Source organism: Mesorhizobium sp. L2C084A000 (genome assembly GCF_000502875.1).
Lineage (GTDB): Bacteria > Pseudomonadota > Alphaproteobacteria > Rhizobiales > Rhizobiaceae > Mesorhizobium.
Genome location: NZ_AYWX01000003.1, coordinates 247431 through 264552, shown reverse-complemented (window position 1 = coordinate 264552; position 17122 = coordinate 247431). Strand labels below are relative to the sequence as shown.

General features: G+C 61.4%; 20 protein-coding genes. 17 read left to right on the top strand and 3 right to left on the bottom strand.

Going from position 1 to position 17122, the window contains the following annotated elements:
• Positions 1–154 precede the first annotated feature (154 nt).
• The 6 genes from X735_RS1000000169740 to X735_RS155790 are packed head-to-tail and all read left to right on the top strand — an operon-like array spanning position 155 to position 4643.
• Positions 155–832 (top strand): hypothetical protein, encoded by a 678-nt coding sequence (locus X735_RS1000000169740; protein ID WP_245273180.1) that lies wholly within the window; start codon positions 155–157, stop codon positions 830–832.
• A gap of 21 nt (positions 833–853) precedes the next feature.
• A complete protein-coding gene (locus tag X735_RS155770) occupies positions 854–1825 on the top strand; it encodes a YVTN family beta-propeller repeat protein (protein WP_023810412.1) in 972 nt (323 codons plus the stop codon).
• Positions 1826–1854: 29 nt separating this feature from the next.
• Positions 1855–2298, top strand: a complete 444-nt coding sequence (locus tag X735_RS155775) for a hypothetical protein (protein ID WP_023810411.1) — start codon at positions 1855–1857, stop codon at positions 2296–2298.
• A gap of 55 nt (positions 2299–2353) precedes the next feature.
• Positions 2354–3142, top strand: a complete 789-nt coding sequence (locus tag X735_RS155780; protein WP_031212965.1) for an ATP-binding cassette domain-containing protein — start codon at positions 2354–2356, stop codon at positions 3140–3142.
• A gap of 35 nt (positions 3143–3177) precedes the next feature.
• Entirely contained in the window at positions 3178–4014 is an 837-nt protein-coding gene (locus X735_RS155785; protein WP_050592673.1) for an ABC transporter permease, read from the top strand.
• Positions 4014–4643, top strand: a complete 630-nt coding sequence (locus X735_RS155790) for a hypothetical protein (RefSeq protein WP_023810408.1) — start codon at positions 4014–4016, stop codon at positions 4641–4643. The genes X735_RS155785 and X735_RS155790 overlap by 1 nt, the downstream gene beginning before the upstream one ends.
• 15 nt (positions 4644–4658) lie before the next feature.
• On the opposite strand, the gene X735_RS155795 is transcribed toward X735_RS155790, so the two are convergent.
• Together X735_RS155795 and X735_RS155800 are read right to left on the bottom strand one after the other, a co-directional pair.
• The gene (locus X735_RS155795) at positions 4659–4859 is read right to left on the bottom strand and encodes a hypothetical protein (protein WP_023810407.1); all 201 of its coding nucleotides are present in this window, start codon (positions 4857–4859) and stop codon (positions 4659–4661) included.
• Between the two features lie 201 nt (positions 4860–5060).
• Positions 5061–5999, bottom strand: a complete 939-nt coding sequence (locus X735_RS155800) for a LysR family transcriptional regulator (protein ID WP_023810406.1) — start codon at positions 5997–5999, stop codon at positions 5061–5063.
• Between the two features lie 124 nt (positions 6000–6123).
• On the opposite strand from X735_RS155800, the gene X735_RS155805 reads away from it, so the two are divergent.
• The 10 genes from X735_RS155805 to gph are packed head-to-tail and all read left to right on the top strand — an operon-like array spanning position 6124 to position 16102.
• Positions 6124–7170 (top strand): class 1 fructose-bisphosphatase, encoded by a 1047-nt coding sequence (locus tag X735_RS155805; RefSeq protein ID WP_023810405.1) that lies wholly within the window; start codon positions 6124–6126, stop codon positions 7168–7170.
• Between the two features lie 8 nt (positions 7171–7178).
• Positions 7179–8051, top strand: coding sequence for a phosphoribulokinase (locus X735_RS155810; protein WP_023810404.1), 873 nt, complete (start codon positions 7179–7181; stop codon positions 8049–8051).
• Between the two features lie 10 nt (positions 8052–8061).
• Positions 8062–10074, top strand: coding sequence for a transketolase (tkt, locus tag X735_RS155815; RefSeq protein ID WP_023810403.1), 2013 nt, complete (start codon positions 8062–8064; stop codon positions 10072–10074).
• Positions 10075–10085: 11 nt separating this feature from the next.
• Positions 10086–11165, top strand: a complete 1080-nt coding sequence (gene fba / locus X735_RS155820) for a class II fructose-bisphosphate aldolase (protein ID WP_023810402.1) — start codon at positions 10086–10088, stop codon at positions 11163–11165.
• A 21-nt stretch (positions 11166–11186) separates the two neighbouring features.
• A complete protein-coding gene (locus tag X735_RS155825) occupies positions 11187–12680 on the top strand; it encodes a ribulose-bisphosphate carboxylase large subunit (RefSeq protein WP_023810401.1) in 1494 nt (497 codons plus the stop codon).
• Between the two features lie 18 nt (positions 12681–12698).
• Positions 12699–13133: a ribulose bisphosphate carboxylase small subunit gene (locus X735_RS155830; RefSeq protein WP_023810400.1), complete on the top strand. Its 435-nt coding sequence runs from the start codon at positions 12699–12701 to the stop codon at positions 13131–13133.
• 7 nt (positions 13134–13140) lie between these two features.
• The gene (gene cbbX, locus X735_RS155835; RefSeq protein ID WP_023810399.1) at positions 13141–14079 is read left to right on the top strand and encodes a CbbX protein; all 939 of its coding nucleotides are present in this window, start codon (positions 13141–13143) and stop codon (positions 14077–14079) included.
• 59 nt (positions 14080–14138) lie between these two features.
• Positions 14139–14825: a ribulose-phosphate 3-epimerase gene (rpe, locus tag X735_RS155840; protein ID WP_023810398.1), complete on the top strand. Its 687-nt coding sequence runs from the start codon at positions 14139–14141 to the stop codon at positions 14823–14825.
• A 21-nt stretch (positions 14826–14846) separates the two neighbouring features.
• Complete coding sequence (locus tag X735_RS155845) at positions 14847–15404, top strand: thioredoxin family protein (protein ID WP_023810397.1); 558 nt, start codon at positions 14847–14849, stop codon at positions 15402–15404.
• On the top strand, positions 15401–16102 hold the full coding sequence (gph, locus tag X735_RS155850; RefSeq protein ID WP_023810396.1) for a phosphoglycolate phosphatase: 702 nt from the start codon (positions 15401–15403) through the stop codon (positions 16100–16102). The genes X735_RS155845 and gph overlap by 4 nt, the downstream gene beginning before the upstream one ends.
• 47 nt (positions 16103–16149) lie before the next feature.
• On the opposite strand, the gene X735_RS155855 is transcribed toward gph, so the two are convergent.
• Entirely contained in the window at positions 16150–16530 is a 381-nt protein-coding gene (locus tag X735_RS155855) for a cytochrome c family protein (RefSeq protein ID WP_023810395.1), read from the bottom strand.
• Between the two features lie 363 nt (positions 16531–16893).
• Between X735_RS155855 and X735_RS155860 the strand changes: the two genes are divergently transcribed.
• Positions 16894–17103: a hypothetical protein gene (locus X735_RS155860; RefSeq protein WP_023810394.1), complete on the top strand. Its 210-nt coding sequence runs from the start codon at positions 16894–16896 to the stop codon at positions 17101–17103.
• Positions 17104–17122: the final 19 nt, after the last annotated feature.

Here is a 17122-nt window from a genome sequence, read left to right as displayed (position 1 = left end):
GCGACCGCTATGTGGTCGCCGATCTTTCAGCCAAACAATTGCTGTCGATCGCCGACATCGCCCGCGAAAAAGGCGTGCTGATCTTCAACGTCGGCGCCACCGACGACANGGAGTTCAGACGTGTGCTCTTCCGATCTAGAAGTGGCCGAATTGGGTGCTGCTCTATGGATCGCATAAGCAGGATCATCTCTACGCCGATGCGTTGCGCCGCGCGGCAACCCGCTTCGGCGGCCAGATCGTCGCCGAGAAGGAATTCAAGGATACCGGCACAGCCAGGCGCACCGACACCGGCGCCACGCAGATACAGCAGCAGATTTCCGTGTTCACGCAAGATCTCCCGGAGCATGACGTGGTGCTTGTCGCCGACGAAAGCGAGGTTTTCGGGACCTACGTGCCCTATCGCACCTGGACGCCGCGGCTGGTCGCCGGCACGGCCGGTCTGGTTGCATCGTCGTGGCATCCCGCCAGCGAACAATGGGGCGGCATCCAGATGCAGAGCCGCTTCCTGAAGACGACGAGCCGGCGGATGCTCTCCAAGGACATGTCGGCCTGGACGGCGGTGCGTGCCGTCGGCGAGGCCACCACGCGCACCAAGGGCGACGATGCGAAAAAGATCAGCGACTACATGCGCTCTGACGATTTTTCGGTTGCTGCTTTCAAGGGGCAGAAGCTGACCTTCCGCAAATGGAACCTCCAGCTTCGCCAGCCGATCCTGCTTGGCGACACCAAGTCCGTCGTCTCGACATCGCCACAAGAGGGCTATCTTCACCAGGTCTCCGAACTCGACACGCTCGGTGTCGATCAGCCGGAAACGAAATGCGCTCTCAAGTAGAGTCAATCGGGAGGAATTTGCGTGCAGAAACGAGCTTGCGCATTCGCCATTCTCGCGGCCGGCCTGACGGCCAGTCCGGCATCGGCCTATACGGCCTACGTTTCCAACGAGAAGGACAACACGATGACCGTCGTCGACACGGCGACGATGCAGGTGGTGAAGACAGTTGAAGTCGGCCAGAGACCTCGCGGCATCACCATCTCGCATGACGGCAAATTCGTCTACCTATGCGCCAGCGATGACGATACGGTCCAGATCATCGATACCGCGACGCTTGAAATCGTCGGTACGCTGCCATCCGGCCCCGATCCCGAATTGTTCGTGCTCTCGCCGGACGGCAAGACGCTTTATGTCGCCAATGAGGACGATAATCTCGTCACCGCCATCGACGTCGAAAGCAAGCAAGTCCTGGCCGAGATTCCGGTCGGCGTGGAACCGGAAGGCATGGGTGTCAGCCCCGATGGCAAGACCATGGTCAACACCTCGGAAACCACCAGCATGGCGCATTTCATCGACACCGGCACGCATGAGGTGACCGACAACGTGCTGGTCGACACGCGCCCGCGCTTCGCCGACTTCAAGCCCGACGGCACGCAGGTCTGGGTCAGCGCCGAGGTTGGCGGCACCGTCAGCGTCATCGACAACGCCAAACGCGAAGTGGTGAAGAAGATCCAGTTCGCGATTCAGGGACTGCGGGCCGAAACCATCCAGCCGGTAGGCATCGCCATCAGTGCCGATGGCAAGAAAGCCTATGTCGCGCTCGGCCCGGCGAACCATGTCGCGGTGATCAATACCGATACCTACGAGGTGGAGAAATACATCCTCGTCGGCCAGCGCGTCTGGCATCTGGCCTTCACGCCCGACCAGAAAACGCTAATCACCACTAATGGCAATTCCAACGATATCACCTTCATCGACACGGCCACCGACGAGCCGGTCCAATCGCTCACCGTGGGCCAGCAGCCCTGGGGTGTGGTCATTTCGCCCAAATAGCAGACATTGATCATCGGGAGGCTCAAGACATGAAACTTTGCCGCAGGTTTTTCTTCGCCGCACTCGCCGGATTTGTCCTTGCTCCGATCGGAGCAAGCGCCGACGACGCAACACCAAAACCGTCGCGTGCCAGCAAGAACCTGCCGGAATTGATTATCGGTTCGGCCGATTCCACCTATGCCGTCAATCAGAAGGACTTCGAGCTGATCGCCGGCCAGGGCTATCGCTGGAAGATCACCTCCAAGGGCGGTTTCGAATACAAGTTCGTGACCGACCTCTTCCGCAATGTCTGGATGGACCAGATCGTCATCAACGATTTGGAAGTGCATATGGACGGCGGACCGGCCTGGCTGGAATTCGACGATGCGGGAACGATCCAGGTGCAGTTCCATACCGTTCGCCCGGGCGAATACACCTGGTCGGTTCCCGACCTCGCCGACAAGGGACTGAAGGGCAAGATTACGATCAAGTGAGACAAAGGCGATCAGGGCGCCATATAGCCAACGCGTCCTGAAGGAGCGACCCGGCATGCAGCATATGAGGACAAGCGGACCGGGAGACGAGGTGGCGGCGCTCGATGTCGGTGCCGTCAGCCATTCCTATGGCCAGAAGCGGGCGCTCAACGACGTCTCCTTCTCGATCGCGCCGGCGACTTTCACCGTTCTGCTCGGCCTCAACGGGGCCGGCAAGACAACGCTGTTCTCACTGATAAGCCACCTCTACGACACGCGTCACGGATCGATCCGCATCTTCGGCCATGACATTCGCCGCGCGTCCGGCGAAGCACTCAGACGGGTCGGCATCGTGTTCCAGGCACGCACGCTCGACCTCGACCTCAGCGTCTACCAGAATCTCTCCTACCACGCCTCGCTGCATGGCATTGGCGGACGCGAAGCTCGCCAGCGCATTGCCGCGCTGCTTGAAACGGTCGACATGCAGGGCCGCCAGCACGACAAGGCACGCAGCCTCTCCGGCGGTCAGATGCGACGCATCGAAATCGCCAGGGCGCTGCTTCACCGACCTTCCCTGCTCCTGCTTGACGAGGCGACCGTCGGCCTCGACATCGAATCCCGCGCGGGCATCCTCGCCACCATCCGCAAGCTCGTCCAGGCAGAGGGCATCGGCGTGCTCTGGGCCACGCATCTGATCGACGAAGTCGAAGACGCCGACCATGTTGTCATACTGCGGCTGGGTGATCTGGTCGCGAGCGGCAAGGTGTCGGATGTGACCCGTGCGAACGGTGGAAATTCGATTCGCGAAACCTTTTCGAAGCTCAGCCGCGTCGATGCGGCGGGCATGGCGGAGACGTCGCCATGAGCGCTCCTGCGATGCCTGGAAAGGTCGCCGGCATCATGCCGGTGCGGTCTGAGCCATTCGGCCTGCGCCACTATCTCATTTGCCTGAAAGGCGTCGTCCTGCGCGAGTGCCTGCGCTTCCTGCACCAGCGCGAACGCTTCATTTCCTCGCTGGTCCGGCCGCTCGTCTGGCTGTTCATCTTCGCCGCCGGCTTTCGCCAGGTGCTCGGCGTGTCGATCATCCCGCCCTACAAGACCTATGTGCTCTACGAGGTCTATATCACACCGGGCCTTTGCGGCATGATCCTGCTGTTTTCCGGCATGCAGTCTTCGCTGTCGATGGTCTACGACCGCGAGATGGGCAACATGCGCATCCTGCTGGTCAGCCCGTTTCCGCGCTGGTTCCTGCTGGTGTCGAAGATGCTGGCCGGTGTGGCCGTATCGATCGTGCAGGTCTACGCGTTCCTGATCGTTGCCTGGTTGTGGGGCGTCAAGGCGCCGCCACTCGGCTACCTCTACGTGCTGCCGGCACTGTTCCTGTCGGGCATGATGCTTTGCGCGCTCGGTATGCTCTTGTCTTCGCTGATCAAGCAGCTCGAAAACTTCGCCGGCATCATGAACTTCGTCATCTTTCCCGGCTATTTCGCGTCTCCGGCGCTCTATCCCTTGTGGCGCATCCAGGAGGCGAGCCCGCTGCTCTACAAGATCTGCCTCTGCAACCCGTTCACCTATGCCGTCGAACTGATCCGCTTTGCCTTCTACGGACAGATCGAATGGCTGTCGCTGGGCGTCGTCGCCGGCTGCACGCTGCTGTTTCTGGGCGGCGCCATCATCGCATACGATCCTTCGCGCGGTTTGTTGATCCGCAAACAGGACATGGGAGGAAACGCCTGATGGCGCGAATGAGGCTTGCTCACACTCTGGTTCTGGTCGCCACGCTTGCCTCGATGGGGAGCGCCGGCGCGGCAAACACCGATCCCGACTGGCCCTGCATGCAGCGTAAGGTGCCACAGCTCTCGCTTGGCCAGATCTGGAATGGGCCGGAGCTTCCTGCGACCGCGAAAGATTGGGCGAAGGATGCCCGTGTGTCGGCGCTTGTCGAGGCGGTGGCGGCCCGGCGGACGCCGATTGCCGAAGCCCAGAAAGAGATCAAGGATTTCGCGACTTCCCTGTCGGCCGAGCAGGTCGCACCAAAAATGACGATGCTGGTGCAGGGAATGTTCGACCATATGGACGCCGAGCGTTCGCACGTGATCTCCGGCATCTCCCGCTATGCGCACAAACAGCTCGAAATGGCGGCACAGTTGCGCAAGGAAGCATCCGAAGTCGACGCGCTGCGCGCCAAGGCCGATGCGGATCCGGACGAAGTCGAACGGCGAACCGACCAGCTGAATTTCGCGACGCGAATTTTCACCGAACGGGTCCAGTCGCTGACTTATGTCTGCGATGTGCCCACGATAATCGAGCAGCGGCTTTACCAGTTGTCGAAGACCGTCTCGGAAACGCTCGTCGTGAAGAAATAGACCTTGGCGCCTGCCTCATGACCCCCTGCCAGGCAGCACACGCCAGCGCTGCACGAAATAACCGGGATGCGTCTCGATCCACCGAGCCACCAGCGGCTGCGCCTGCATGAAGGCAGTCCCGGGATTCATCGCCAGACCGTCTACCATTTGTTCGCGTTGTTCGCAGGTCCGCGGTACATCCGTCAGGCAGACCATCATAACGAGTGTGTAAAGCATTACCCCTTTTCCCCATCGAATTCCCGAACCCTACCCGGGAGATTTCCGAACAGTCTGCAGGGGTTGCACATACGGATCGCTTACGGATGTGAAAGGACGTGGCCCCCGCTCTTTCGCACTGCAACATAACATATCGCTTATATAACACCAACGATCGCGGGCGTTCTCCACCGGACTTTCATCCGTTGCGTTCGTAAAATGTCATCCCGCCTTGTCTGGATACAGCTTTCCGAAAAGGGGCAGATACATCGCGCCCTTGCGCATCAGGAAATCGTTGAACGTGGCCATGGCCGGCGAGATTGCGTGATCGGTCCGCATCACCGAGAACCATTGCCGGCGGATCGGCATGCCGACAACGTCGAGGATGACGAGCCGGCCTGCTTCGGTTTCCGCAGCGATGGTGTGGGCAGAGATGAAGGCGATGCCCAGACCAGCCATCACCGCCTGCTTGATCGTTTCGTTCGAGGCCATCTCGACACCGAGGTCGTCGATGCGCCCAGGCACGTCGCTCAGGAATATTTCCAACGAGATGCGGGTTCCGGAGCCGGGCTCGCGAATAAGGAAATGCTCCTCGGCGATGCGCTCCTTGGAGATATCGCGCGCCGCGACCAACGGATGGTCGGGCGGCGCGATGATGACCAGCGGGTGATCGCCGAAGACCGAAGCACGCACCGGAACCTCTTTCGCCGGGCGCCCCATCAGCGCGATATCGATGTCGTGGTTTCGGAGGTTTTCGATCGTCTGGGCACGGTTTCCGATGGCAAGCCGCATGTCGATGTCGGGATGGTCCTTCATGAACGCAGCCATCAGCCGCGGCGCGAAATATTTGGCGGTGGAAACGACGCCGAGCCTCAAGCTGCCGGTGCGTACGCCCTTGATGGCATCCATCTTGTCTTCGAGCAAACCGAGATGCTCCTCGATAACCTGTGCTGTCTCGACGAAAGCCCGACCTGCGGCAGTGGGACGCATGCCGTCCGACGTTCGGTCGAACAGAGCCAGCTGGAATTCTTCCTCCACTTGCCGCAACTGGATTGTCAGCGCTGGAGGAGACAGGCCTAACATCTTGGCTGCGCTGACAATTTTTCCGCACTTGATGATTGCCTGGACGGTCTTGAAATGCTTGATCGTGAGGTTCCTCATGCCGCATACTAAATTATTTTTACTGGCTAAGTAAAGTTATTGAATTTTACTTATCTCTCCACGTTTGTTTCCATTCCTCCAGTCCAGCCGCTCCGAGGAGATGCGGCCGGACCGGGAGGTTACGATGCCAGCGGCAACGCTCGACGCTTTTCTGAACTCCTATCTCGGCCAGCCTGACGAATTCCGCTCGGCAGTTGTGACGACCGTCCGTCAGTTGACACAGGCCGCCATCAAGGTCCGCAACACCATCAATCAAGGGGTGCTCGGCGCCGCCTTTGCGGAAACCCGTGGCGCCAATGCCGATGGCGACGTCCAGAAGGATCTCGACGTCTTCTCCGACGACATCTTCCTCGACGCCATGCGCCGCGCACCAGTCGCGCTTTACGCCTCCGAGGAACTGGAGCAGCCAGTCCTGCTCGACAGGCAAGCGCCACTCGCCATTGCGATCGACCCGCTCGACGGCTCTTCCAACATCGACACCAACGTGTCGATCGGAACGATCTTCTCGCTCCTGACCGCAACTGGCGCGCCGGACGCTGATCCGGCCGCCTCTTTCCTGCAGGCGGGCGTGAACCAGCTAGGCGCCGGTTTCTTCATCTATGGGCCGCAGCTGGCACTCGTCCTGTCGCTCGGCAGCGGCACGCATGTCTTCGTCTTCTCGACAAGGCTCGGCACCTTCGTCCAGGCCTATGAAAGCCGGATCATTCCGCAACGCACTCAGGAGTTCGCCATCAACGCCGCCAACTACCGGCACTGGGACGAGGCCGTGCGGCTCTATGTCGACGACTGCCTGGAGGGCACCGAAGGACCGCGCGAGAAGGATTTCAACATGCGCTGGATCGCCTCTCTGGTTGCAGACTGTTACCGAATATTGATGCGCGGCGGCGTCTTTCTCTACCCCGGCGATCGGCGCAAGGGCTATGGTCAGGGACGGCTGCGCCTCGTCTACGAGGCCAACCCGATCGCCTATCTCATAGAACAGGCTGGTGGTGCCGCCACCGATGCGATCAACCGAATCCTGGAAATCGAACCCGAGAGCCTGCATCAGCGCGTGCCGATGATCTTCGGGTCGGCGCGGGAAGTCGCGCGCATCACCCGCTACCACACAGAGCCGAGCAACATCGGTGAGCGTGCGCCGCTGTTCAGCCGCCGCGGCCTGTTCAGAGCCTGAGCAGCACCATGTCAGCCAAGCACCCCATCATCACCATCACCGGGTCGTCGGGCGCGGGCACGACCTCGGTTAAGCGCATCTTCGATCTGATTTTCCGGCGCGAGAACATCGAGGCCGCTTTCATCGAAGGCGACGCATTCCACCGCTACGACCGCGCGGCGATGAAGGGAAAGGTGGCCGAGGAGGAAAAGGCCGGCAACCCGAACTTCACCCATTTCAATGCCGCGGCCAACGAACTCGGAATTCTCGAAGAGGTGTTCACGGAATATGGCCGCCGCGGAACCGGCAAGACCCGCACCTACATTCATGATGAGGAAGAGGAAAAGCAGCACGGCACGCCACCGGGAACCTTTACCGAATGGCGCGAATTCGCTCCCAGCGACCTGCTCTTCTACGAGGGGCTGCACGGCTGTGTCGTCACCGACACGATCGATTTGGCCAAGCATGCGGATCTCAAGATCGGCGTCGTGCCGGTCATCAATCTCGAATGGATCCAGAAGATCCATCGCGACCGTTCGACACGCGGCTATTCCACCGAGGCGGTGATGGACGTGATCCTGCGCCGGATGCCCGACTATGTCCGCTACATTGTCCCGCAATTCTCGCAGACCGCCATCAACTTCCAGCGCGTGCCGATCGTCGACACGTCCAACCCGTTCATCGCGCGCTGGATCCCGACGCCGGACGAATCGATGCTGGTTATCCGCTTCGCCAATCCGCGCGGCATCGATTTTCCGTATCTGCTGTCGATGATCCACGACTCGTTCATGTCGCGGCCAAATTCCATAGTGGTGCCAGGCAACAAGCTCGATCTTGCCATGCAGCTGATCCTGACGCCGCTCATCCTGCAATTGACTGAACGCAAGAGCCGTGTGTCGTGAGGAGGATGCAATGACCAGCCAAACAGCACTGAAGCCCGTCACCACAACCGCTCCCGTCTCGGAGCGCGACATGGCGAACGCCATTCGCGCGCTGGCGATGGACAGCGTCCAAAAGGCGAATTCGGGTCACCCAGGCATGCCGATGGGCATGGCCGATGTCGCAACGGTGCTGTTCAACCGCTTCATCAACATCGATCCGTCGAGGCCGGACTGGCCCGACCGTGACCGTTTTGTGCTTTCAGCCGGCCACGGCTCGATGCTGCAATACGCGCTGCATCATTTGCTCGGCTATGAGGACATGCAGGTCGAGGAATTGCAGCGATTTCGGCAGTTGGGCAGCCGCACCGCCGGGCATCCGGAATACGGCCATGCGCTTGGCGTGGAGACCACCACCGGACCGCTGGGACAGGGCATTTCCACGGCGGTCGGCATGGCGCTGGCGGAACGTATGCTTGCCGCCCGCTACGGTACCGATCTGGTCGATCATCATACCTATGTGATTGCGGGCGACGGCTGCCTTCAGGAGGGCATCAGTCACGAGGCGATAGACCTCGCTGGTCACCTGAAGCTTTCCCGCCTGATCGTCTTCTGGGACGACAATGCGATTTCCATTGACGGGCCGACCTCCCTCTCCACGTCGATGGACCAGCCGGCGCGCTTCAAGGCCGCCGGCTGGGATGTCCAAAGCGTCGCCGGCCACGACATGGAGGCAGTCGCCGCGGCAATCGAGTCGGCGCGGCGGTCGGATCGGCCATCGCTGATTGCCTGCCGCACAGTGATCGGCATGGGTGCCCCCAATCTCGGCGGTTCGGAGAAGACGCACGGCGCACCGCTGGGTGAAGCAGAGATCGCCGCGACACGCGAAAACATCGGCTGGGCCCACGCGCCGTTCGATGTGCCGGATGATATCCTTTTCGCCTGGCGCGAGATTGCCGGTCGCGGCGAAGCGATGCGGCGCGCCTGGGAGCAGCGGCTTGCCGCCTCGCCGCGGCGCGAGGCTTTCGAGAGCGCCGTCGCCGCCGAACTGCCCGACACCGTCTTCAAAGCGCTCGACGCCTTTCGTCGCGAACATGTCGAGAAGGCAACCAAGGTGGCGACGCGAAAAGCCTCCGAAATGGCGCTCGAGGTCATCAACGGCGCAACGGAATTGACCGTCGGCGGCTCGGCCGATCTGACGCATTCAAATCTGACGATCACCAAGGGCATGAACCGCATTGCGCCGGGTGATTATGCCGGCCGCTACATTCACTACGGCATTCGTGAACACGGCATGGCGGCCGCCATGAACGGCATCGCGCTGCATGGCGGTTTCGTGCCCTATGGCGGTACGTTCCTGTGCTTCGCCGATTATGCGCGCGGCGCGATGCGGCTCTCGGCGCTCATGGGCCAGCGCGTCATCTATGTGATGACACACGATTCCATCGGCCTCGGCGAGGACGGCCCGACGCACCAGCCGGTCGAGCACCTTGCGATGCTGCGTGCCACGCCTAATCTCAACGTCTTCCGCCCGGCGGATGTCATCGAAACGGCGGAGTGCTGGGAACTCGCGCTAAAGAGCAAGGATCGGCCTAGCGTCCTGGTGCTGTCGCGCCAGAACCTGCCGATGCTGCGTCGGTCGCACAGCGACGAGAACCGCTCCTGCCAGGGCGCTTACATCCTGCGCGAGCCGGCAAAGCACCGCGCCGTCACCCTGATCGCCACCGGCTCGGAGGTCGAGATCGCGGTTGCTGCCGCCGAAAGGCTGGAGACCGAGCATGGCGTCGCCGCCGCCGTCGTGTCGATGCCGTGCTGGGAGCTTTTCGAGGAGCAGGAAAGCGCCACCCGCAAGGCCGTCCTCGGCTCGGCGCCGCGCGTCGCGGTCGAAGCGGCAGCCCGGCTGGGCTGGGACCGCTGGATCGGCGAGACCGGCGCTTTCGTCGGCATGACCGGCTTCGGCGCCAGCGCCCCTGCCCCCGACCTCTACCGGCATTTCAACATAACGTCCGAAGCGGTTGCTGCAGCGGCGCTGAAGCTCATCATCTAGGAGGATTCACAATGGCTCGCATCACCCTTCGCCAGCTTCTCGACCATGCCGCCGAGCACGGCTACGGCGTTCCGGCATTCAACATCAACAACATGGAACAGGGCCTCGCCATCATGGAGGCGGCCAAGGCCTGCGACGCGCCAGTCATCATCCAGGCTTCACGTGGCGCCCGGTCCTATGCCAACGACATCATGCTGGCCAAGATGATGGAGGCGCTGACCGAAATCCACCCGGCCATCCCGCTATGCATCCATCAAGACCACGGCAACAGCGAGGCCACCTGCCTTTCCGCGATCCGCCACGGCTTCACCTCGGTGATGATGGACGGATCCTTGATGGCGGACGCCAAGACGCCGGCAAGCTACGACTACAACGTCGCCATAACCGAACGCGTCGCACGCATGGCGCATTGGGTCGGCGCTTCCGTCGAAGGCGAACTGGGCGTGCTCGGCTCGCTGGAAACCGGCCAAAGCGAGGCGGAGGATGGCCACGGCGCCGAGGGCGCGCTCTCTCACGACCAACTCTTGACCGATCCAGATCAGGCGGTCGATTTTGTGACTGCAACCCAGGTCGACGCGCTGGCGATTGCCTGCGGCACCTCGCACGGCGCCTACAAATTCACCCGCAAGCCGGACGGCGACATCCTGGCCATGCAGGTGATCGAGGCGATCCACGAGAAGCTGCCCAACACGCATCTGGTCATGCACGGCTCTTCCTCGGTGCCGCAGGAGCTGCAGGACATCATCAACAGATACGGCGGCGAGATGCCCCAGACCTTTGGCGTTCCGGTCGAGGAGATCGAGCGCGGCATCCGCTACGGCGTGCGCAAGGTCAACATCGACACCGATTGCCGCATGGCCATGGCCGGGCAGTTCCGCCGCGTCGCGACGGAAGACCCGCGCGAGTTCGATCCCCGCAAATTCCTGAAACCCGCCATGGATGCCTTGCGCGACCTTTGCCGGGACCGCTTCGAGCGCTTCGGTACGGCGTCCAACGCCTCGAAGATCAAGGTCATCGCCATGGACGAGATGGCGAAACGTTACGCCGCGGGAAAACTCGACCCCCATATCGCAACCGCGAAAGCCGCCTGAGCAACAAACAGGAGACCTGTCATGAACAAGATCGACATACTGCCAGTGGGGACGCTCAAGGAAGGCAAGGAACGCTACAAGTCAGGGGTCATCCCCTACAAGAAGATGGGCTATTGGGAGCCTGACTACAGGCCCAAGGAAACCGATCTGATCGCCATGTTCCGGATCACGCCGCAACCCGGTGTCGACCACGAGGAGGCGGCGGCCGCCATCGCCGGCGAATCCTCCACCGCGACGTGGACCGTGGTGTGGACCGACCGGCTGACCGCTTGCGAGCTCTACCGCGCCAAGGCGTTCAGATCCGAGCCGGTGCCGAACACCGGTCCCGGAACCAAGACCGAGCAACAGTACTTCGCCTACATCGCCTACGACCTCGACCTGTTCGAGCCGGGCTCGATCGCCAATTTGACCGCATCGATCATCGGCAATGTGTTCGGCTTCAAGGCAGTCAAGGCGCTGCGGCTGGAAGACATGCGTATCCCGGTCGCGTACCTCAAAACCTTCCAGGGGCCGGCGACAGGCATCGTGGTGGAGCGTGAGCGGCTCGACAAGTTCGGCCGGCCGCTGCTCGGCGCTACGACGAAGCCGAAGCTCGGCCTCTCGGGCCGCAATTATGGGCGCGTCGTTTACGAAGCGCTGAAGGGCGGCCTCGACTTCGTCAAGGACGACGAGAACATCAACTCGCAGCCCTTCATGCACTGGCGCGACCGCTTCCTCTACTGCATGGAGGCCGTGAACAAGGCGTCGGCCGCCACCGGCGAGGTCAAAGGCCATTATCTTAACGTCACCGCCGGCACGATGGAGGAGATGTACGAGCGCGCCGAATTCGCCAAGCAGCTTGGTTCCTGCATCGTCATGATCGACCTCGTCATCGGCTACACGGCGATCCAGTCGATGGCCAAGTGGGCGCGCCGCAACGACATGATCCTGCACCTGCACCGTGCCGGCAACTCGACCTATTCGCGCCAGAAGAACCACGGCATGAATTTCCGCGTCATCTGCAAATGGATGCGCATGGCCGGCGTCGACCACATCCATGCCGGCACGGTGGTCGGCAAGCTGGAAGGCGACCCGCTCATGATCAAGGGATTTTATGACACGCTGCGTGAGGAGCGCACGCCGCAGAACCTCGAAACCGGGCTGTTCTTCGATCAAGAATGGGCCTCGCTCAACAAGGTGATGCCCGTCGCCTCGGGCGGCATCCATGCCGGCCAGATGCATCAGTTGATCCACTATCTCGGCGAGGACGTCATCCTGCAGTTCGGCGGCGGCACAATCGGCCATCCGGACGGCATCCAGGCAGGCGCGACGGCCAATCGCGTCGCCCTGGAAGCGATGATCCTGGCCCGCAACGAGGGGCGCGATTATTTGCGCGAAGGGACCAAGATCCTCGAACAGGCGGCCAGATGGTGCACGCCGCTGAAGGCTGCCCTGGAGACCTGGAAGGACGTCACCTTCAACTACGAATCGACCGACACGGCCGACTTCGTGCCAACCGCAACGCCCAGCTTCTAGACGAAAGGAACCATCGTCATGATGACCAATCCGGGAAACAAGGTCACGCAGGGACAGTTCTCGTTCCTGCCAGACCTGACCGATGAGCAGATTTCGGCGCAGATCAAATACGCGCTGAAGAACCATTGGGCGGTCAGCGTCGAGTACACGGACGATCCGCATCCGCGAAACACCTACTGGGAAATGTACGGCAACCCGATGTTCGATTTGAAAGATCCGGCGGGCATACTGCTCGAGGTCAATGCTTGCCGGAAAGCCTGTCCGAACATGTATGTGCGGGTAACCGCCTTCGATTCGACCAAGGGCTGGGAAGCGCCGCGCATGTCGTTCATTGTCAACCGGCCGCCCAGCGAAGCCGGGTTCCGGCTGCTGCGCCAGGAGCGCGACGGCCGCAGCCAGGGTTATTCGATCGTGCCTTATGCGACCGACAGGCCCGAGGGCGAGCGGAGCTAGCTGAACCATGCTGAACGCGATGACCAAGGACGCTGCCGCACAGGACGCGACGGTTGATCTGCAGGCCGAGTTCGAGGCCTCCAACATCGACGAGGTGATGGACAAGCTCGACCGTGAACTCGTTGGCCTGAAGCCGGTCAAGACCCGCATCCGCGAGATCGCCGCTCTCCTCCTGGTCGACCGGCTTCGCCGCAAGTTCGGGCTGACCTCGGGCGCCCCGACGCTGCACATGAACTTTACGGGAAATCCCGGCACCGGAAAGACCACCGTGGCGCTGAGGATGGCCGAAATCCTGCATCGTCTGGGCTATGTCCGCGAAGGCCACATGGTCGCCGTGACGCGCGACGATCTTGTTGGCCAGTATGTGGGCCACACCGCGCCCAAGACCCGCGAGGTGATCAAGCGTGCCATGGGCGGCGTGCTTTTCATCGACGAGGCGTACTATCTCTACAAGCCCGAGAACGAACGCGACTACGGCCAGGAATCGATCGAAATCCTGCTGCAGTGCATGGAGAACAACCGTGACGATCTGGTTGTGATCCTTGCCGGCTACAAGAACAAGATGGACCGCTTCTTCGACAGCAATCCCGGTATGCGTTCGCGCATCGCCCACCATCTCGATTTCCCCGACTATGGTGTCAGCGAACTGAAATCAATCGCCGAGATTATGCTCGCGGAGCAGAATTATCGCCTCAGCGAGGCGGCATCCCGTGCGCTCGAAGAGTATCTTCCGATCCGCATGAGGCTGCCGCATTTCTCCAACGCGCGTTCGGTCCGCAATGGGCTCGATCGGGCACGGCTGCGGCAGGCCAACCGGCTTTTCGCATCGCGCAGCAGGGTGTTGACCAAGGCCGATCTTGTCACCATCGAGGAATCCGACATCCGCGGCAGCCGCGTGTTCGCGGAAGGGAAACTCGAAGGCGAACCGGAGACGAAGATGCGCTGACGGGATGAAGCCGGCTGGCGCAGAGACCAACAGCGCAGACAGGATTGGAGACGACGACCATGGTCACCAGGACAATCATCGCACCCTCCGTGCTTTCCGCGGATTTCTCGCGGCTCGGCGACGAGGTCGAAGCTGTCGTGCGGGCGGGTGCCGACTGGATCCATCTCGACGTGATGGACGGGCATTTCGTACCCAACATCACCTTCGGTCCGCCGGTGATCAAGGCGATCCGCGACCGAACGGACAAAGTCTTCGACTGCCATCTGATGATCGCGCCGGCCGACCCCTATCTGGCCGCCTTCGCCGACGCCGGCTGCGACATCATCACGGTGCACGCCGAGGCCGGGCCGCATCTCGATCGTTCCCTGCAGGCGATCAAAAATCTCGGCAAGAAGGCCGGCGTATCGCTGAATCCTTCGACGCCGGAGAGCGCCATCGAATATGTGCTCGACAGGCTCGACCTGGTGCTTCTGATGACGGTCAATCCAGGCTTTGGCGGCCAGGCCTTCATTTCCGCGGTCATCGAGAAGATCAGGCGAATCAAGGCACTGGTTGGCCACCGCCCGATTGACATCGAAATCGATGGCGGCGTCACGGCCGAAACCGCCCCGCTGGTCACTGCAGCCGGCGCCAATGTGCTGGTCGCCGGGTCGGCCGTGTTCAAGGGGGGCACCGAGGCGGCCTATCGCGCCAACATTGGAACCATCCGACAGGCGGCCGACGGTGCGATCCGGAAAGCCGCGTAAACCATTCCATCGGAGGCAAGCATGGCGGCCGTCCCCCCTGTCTGCGATTTCGGCTGGCGCGCCATCGATGCCGTTTTGCCTGACGTCGACGGCAGGTCGCATTCGATCTTCAGCCAGGCCGGCCCGAACGGCCTGGTCGTGGCCTTCATCTGCAATCACTGCCCTTATGTGAAGGCGGTGATTTCACGTATCGTGCGCGATGCCAACGACCTCAAGGCCGAAGGTATCGGCTTTGTCGCGATCAACTCAAACGATGCCGATGCCTACCCGGAGGATTCCTTCGACCAAATGAAGCTATTCGCCACGACGAGCGGCTTCAGCTTCCCTTACCTGCACGACCAGCACCAAACTGTGGCGCGCGATTACGCAGCCGTGTGCACTCCCGATTTCTTCGGGTTCAACAGCGAGTTGGGACTGCAATATCGCGGTCGGCTGGACGCCTCGCGACGAGAAGCCGGAGCGCCCGGGCTGAGACGCGATCTGTTCGAGGCGATGAAGCAGGTTGCCCGAACCGGCGACGGGCCGCTGGACCAGATCGCCTCGATCGGCTGCTCGATCAAGTGGAAGGATGCCGCATGAACGTCGGCGCAGGTAGGCCGCTTCGATCGCCGAAGGCGATCCTGTTCGACCTCGACGGCACGCTGGTCGACTCGGCGCCGGACATAGCGGCCGCAGTCAACGAATTGCTGGCCAGCCGCGATCTGCCGCCGCTGCGCCTGGATCAGGTCACGGCCATGATCGGCGGCGGCGTCAGGAAATTGATCGAGCGAGCCTTCGCGGCGTCGGGAGCGCCACTGCTCGGTAACGCTCTCGATGAGGCCAACCGCGTCATGGCGCCTATCTACCGCCGGCATCTGACCGGCCTGACAAGGCTGATGCCTGGCGTCAGGGAGGCTCTCACCCACTTTCATTTGGGCGGGGTAAGCATGGGGGTGGTAACCAACAAACCGCAGTTGGCGACCCGCGAAATCCTGCTTCATTTCGGATTGACGGAATATTTCGGCGCCATCGTTGGCGGAGACGCGGTGACATTCCTGAAACCGGCGCCCGATGCCCTGCTGCTGGCGTTGGCACAGCTTGGGGTCGACGCCGGTGACGCGCTGCTGGTCGGAGACAGTGGCGCCGACCTGGGCGCCGCACGCGCCGCCGGCATGCCCGTCATTCTGTTGCGCGGCGGCTACAGCCACATTCCGGTGGAAGAGCTTGGCGCCGACCTTGTTTGCGACAGCCTTTTCGATCTGCCTTCGGCAATGCAGAGGCTGCAAGCCGATGCGTGATTGAGGCGTCCGCCGGCCGAACGCAAATTCGAACGGCCGGCTGCGCTCTATTTCGAGAATTGCTTCAGATAGGCAATGACATTGGCGATGTCTTCGTCCTGCTTGAGGCCGACAAACGCCATCTTCGTTCCTTTGACCATGGCCTTGGGATCGTGAAGATAGGTCTTCAGTGAGGGCTCATCCCATTTGACGCCGGATTTGCCAGCCGCGACCATCGCCTGAGAATAGCTGAACCCCGGGTGTGTTCCAGCCGTTCGGCCTATGACGCCGTTCAACGACGGGCCGACCTTGTTCTTGTCCTGGTCGGCGACGTGGCAGACCTTGCATTTGGCGAAGACCTTCTCACCAGCCGCCGCATCCTGTGCCTGGGATTGGCTCGCGATGAAGGGCACAACGGACATGACTGCGAAAAATGCGATTGCGCGCATGGCATTTCCTCATTGATCGTCTGGGTGCCCTGGACGATTTGCGCATGCCGATCCTTTGATCCGTCGGCATGCGCCTTACGCGGTGGTGTGGAATATCCGCTTCTCCCGTGGAGCCGCGCCGCGTGATTCAGAAGCTAATTGGCATGTTGTGAAAGTCAATCGTACAAAGGTTTAGAGGCCTGGGTGCTCAACAGACCCGTCCATTCGTCTTTGTTGACGGTGATCCGGCGAGCGCGTAGCTTGACCTCACTCCGGTTTCTCCATTGGCACCTCGGGAAATCCGGCAAACGGTGATTTTGCCCTCGCTTCTGGTTGGGCTGAGCTCGCCGGGATGAGCGTTTGGGAACGCGCAAGAGGTGCTGAATGGACATGGTCGATCTCATATTGACGGTTTGCCTCAGCGCCAATCCGAGCAATTGCCGAGACGAACATCTCTATTTCGAGAGCCGCGGCACTCTGTTCCAATGCATGATCCTTGCCCCCAGCGAAATCGCGAAATGGTCCCAAGAACACCCGACCCTCAAGGTCATGCGCTGGAAATGCGCATTTCCAAACAAGGAACGAGCCATTTGATTTGGCAGCGCGGAACCCT